The organism is Rhizobacter sp. P2_H2, assembly GCF_056403375.1.
Genome location: NZ_JBFUFP010000579.1, coordinates 1 through 3,425, shown reverse-complemented (window position 1 = coordinate 3,425; position 3,425 = coordinate 1). Strand labels below are relative to the sequence as shown.

General features: G+C 58.9%; 2 protein-coding genes. Both read left to right on the top strand.

Features of this window, described 5'->3' with window-relative positions:
- Window positions 1-150 precede the first annotated feature (150 nt).
- Window positions 151-2,472 (top strand): RHS repeat domain-containing protein, encoded by a 2,322-nt coding sequence (locus tag AC1D15_RS22820; protein ID WP_477827766.1) that lies wholly within the window; start codon window positions 151-153, stop codon window positions 2,470-2,472.
- Window positions 2,469-2,843 (top strand): ankyrin repeat domain-containing protein, encoded by a 375-nt coding sequence (locus AC1D15_RS22815; protein WP_477827765.1) that lies wholly within the window; start codon window positions 2,469-2,471, stop codon window positions 2,841-2,843. Before AC1D15_RS22820 ends, AC1D15_RS22815 begins: the two co-directional genes overlap by 4 nt.
- Window positions 2,844-3,425: the final 582 nt, after the last annotated feature.

Here is a 3,425-nt window from a genome sequence, read left to right as displayed (position 1 = left end):
GGGTAACCGCATTGACTACCAATTGAATGATGCGGGCACGGCGACCGGCGAGAGTGTGAAGGATCCGGCTGGCAGCCTGAAACGCAGCCTCGCCCGAGTCATGGACGCACTTGGGCGCCCTCAACAAAACACCGGCAGGGAGTGAGGACCATGAAATACATGCAGAGGTCGTCGCTCAGCGGCGTTGTCACCTTGTTCGCGGCGTTGCTGTCCCATGCTGCGTTCGCGCAGACACTGCCACCACCACCTGTGTCGCCGGCGCCGGTGACGACTTACGAGTACGACGCACAGGGCAATCGCACCAAGGTCACGAAGGCTCCGGGCATCAGCGGGCTCAATCTGGAGACCAAGGCGACCTACGACCCGCTGTACCGGGTGAAGGACAGCACGGACCCGAAGAATGGCAAGACGCAGTTCGAGTACGACGGTGGCCACCGCGTGATCCAGGTCACCGACCCGCGCAATCTCGTCACGCAGTACCCGCGCAACGGCTTCGGTGACGCGACCCAGCTGATCAGCCCCGACACTGGGACGGCGACCCAGACCTACGACGAGGAGGGCAACCTTAAGACCCGCGTCGACAGCCGAGGCGTCACCGAAACCTATTCCTACGACGCACTGAACCGGCTGACTACAGCCGTCTACAGCCAGCCTGGGCAGACCAGCCAGACGGTGAGCTGGGGCTACGACCTGACAGGATCGGACTATTCGAACAGCATCGGGCGATTGAGCCGCACCGACCACCCAAACGGTGCTTCGCGGTTCAAGTACGACCCGCAGGGTCGGGTGACTGATGCCATCCAGGCGGTCTACGCGGCCAACGGTGCCAACAGCGCGACTGTGGTCACGACGGTCAAGTATGGCTACACGCTGGGGAAGTTGACGAGCATCACCTACCCGTCAGGGCGCAAGCTGATCTTCGCCTACACCAGTGGGAAGTTGACGGCGATGAGCTTGGCCAAGGATGCGAGCAGCACAGCGGCCCCACTGATCAGCCAGGTGAAGTGGGAACCCTTCGGGCCGCCGAGCAGTTGGCAATGGCAGATGGCAAGCGGGCTGGTGCCGCACGAGCGCTTCTTCGATCAGTACGGGCGTGTCGTGCGCTACCGGCTGGGGGACGTGTTCAGAGACATCACCTATGACGCGGCAGACCGGATCGTAGGGTATACACATCTGTCGGCCAATGATGGCATCCCACAGCCAGGGCTGGACCAGAGCTTCGGGTATGACCAGAACGGCCGGCTGACCAGCGTCACCGCGGCCACGGCGAGCTGGTCTATAGCGTATGACGCCAACGGCAACCGCACGAGCGTGAGTCTGAACGGCAGCCCGAGCGCGTACACCACCGCGACCACGAGCAACCGGCTGACAAGCATCACCAACCCCGCGCGGAGCTTCGGCTATGACAACGCGGGGAACACCACCAGCGACAGCACGAACTACACGGCGACGTATGGGCGCACTGGCGTCCTGGCGAGCCTCACCCATGGGGGTGTGACGAGCACCTTCAGCTACGACGCCGACAAGCGGCGCATCCGCAAGTTCACGACCTCCGGGACAAGCAGCACGCGAATCTTCGTGTACGACCTGGACGGGCAACTGCTGGGCGAGTATGACCAAGCGGGCGTCGCGCTGAAGGAGTACGTGTGGCTGGGCTCGAAGCCGATCGCGGTATTCACCGCCGACCCGAACAACGCGAGCAGTCCGCCCTGGGTGTACTTCATCCATGCAGACCACTTAGACACGCCTCGACTGGTGATGGATCAAAATGGCGGGCGCCGTTGGCGCTGGTTCGCGGAGCCCTTCGGGACTACGGCGCCGGAGACGAACCCCGAAGGCCTTGGAGCCTTTACGCTGAATCTGCGTTTTCCGGGGCAATATGCGGATGTGGAGTCGGGATTGTTTTACAACTACTTCCGTACCTACGATGCAGGCTTAGGGAGATATATCCAAAGCGACCCGATGGGTCTGGCCGGAGGTGGGCTCTCAACATATGGATATGTGGATGGCGATCCACTTGGTTACATTGACTCAGATGGACTGCAAATTGCTCCCCCGCTTTACGCATGCTATAGGGCAGGTCGGCTCGGCTGGCGGATTGGGGAAGAAATTAATCCGTTTGTTCAACCTGTGTTGGCAACTGTAATTGATGGATTATTTTTGGACGATCCAATGCTCGCTGCGACGCCCGCAAATCCCTCGCCAGCAAAGCTGAGCCCGGCGGCGCGTCGACAGTTTGAGTACGAGCGTGCAAAAGATCTCTGTGATGCGCCTCCACCTCCTGGAAATAACGAATGTTCAACGCTGTCAAAACAAATTGACCACGCGAAAGAAGTCATCAAGCTCTATGAGCAATTTGATGCAAAATATGGAATTGTCAAGCACGCGAAAAAGATTCAAGATTGGAAGAAGAGACTTGAAAATCTCAGTGAGGAGCACAATCAAAAATGCACGAATAGTTGTAGGCCATGACTTCAAATAAGTTTGATGCAATTCGCAAAAAGTACGCGGGGCACCCGGAGTTCCTCGGAATTGAAATAATTGATGTCAATCAGCCAGGCGCGGTGGATGACACGCTTCTCCATATTGCTGCACGGACAGGGCAGTTGAATGAGGTGGTTGATCTTTTGGCATGCGGTGCGGATGCAAACCGCGCTGGTGACATGGGGTTCACGCCGCTTCACCAAGCGGCGATGAAGGGTAGAGTCGAAGTGGTAAGGCTTTTGCTCAAGGCCGGTGCAAGAAGAGACCTTAAGAATGAGTGGGATCAGACGGCCGCCGATGTGGCTGAAATCGGCGGGCATTCTGATGTGGTTGCACTACTACGACAAAAGCGCGGGTGAACTGCCGGCATCAGGATCCTTTTTCGAACCTTTGTGTAGCCGAACCCACGAACGTGTTCAATGCGCGGGGCTTGTTCGGGCGCAGCCGTCCAAACCGGCTGCGTGCGGCGCTCGCTACGACACCGAACTACTGGATATGAGAAACCACTCATATCCGCACACAATGACAAAGGGCCCGCATCGCTGCGGGCCCCGCCAATACTGGCTTCTCGACCTGGGCTCGATCCAAAGTGTGCCGACGGACCCGACCGTCTTTCAGGATCAGCAGGATTGGCAGCTCGCCATCGCTACCCTACTGCAAGAGATCCTGGAGCAAGTCAAGGCATCGGTCTCACGACGTCTGGCCGAATCAAGCAGAGTTAAGCGTCCAGACCTTGTAAGACCTATCCCTGCGGACAGTGGCTACCTCGCAACGGCTCTGCCATGTCGGCAGTCCGGAGGGTGGCGATATCGATAGCGAATGCGTAAGTCGTTGATTTTTCTCGTGGTCGAGGGATTGCAAATCCGTTGACGCCAGTGAGCCACCGGTGGCGAGCCAGCGCAGGACAGCGTTGGGCAGAGTGACCGGGCTCAGGCGTGGTG

What these genes read in the sequence shown, in the direction of transcription:
- AC1D15_RS22820 (WP_477827766.1), top strand. Translation starts at nt 151, where the DNA reads ATGAAATACATGCAGAGGTCGTCGCTCAGCGGCGTTGTCACCTTGTTC.
- AC1D15_RS22815 (WP_477827765.1), top strand. Translation starts at nt 2,469, where the DNA reads ATGACTTCAAATAAGTTTGATGCAATTCGCAAAAAGTACGCGGGGCAC.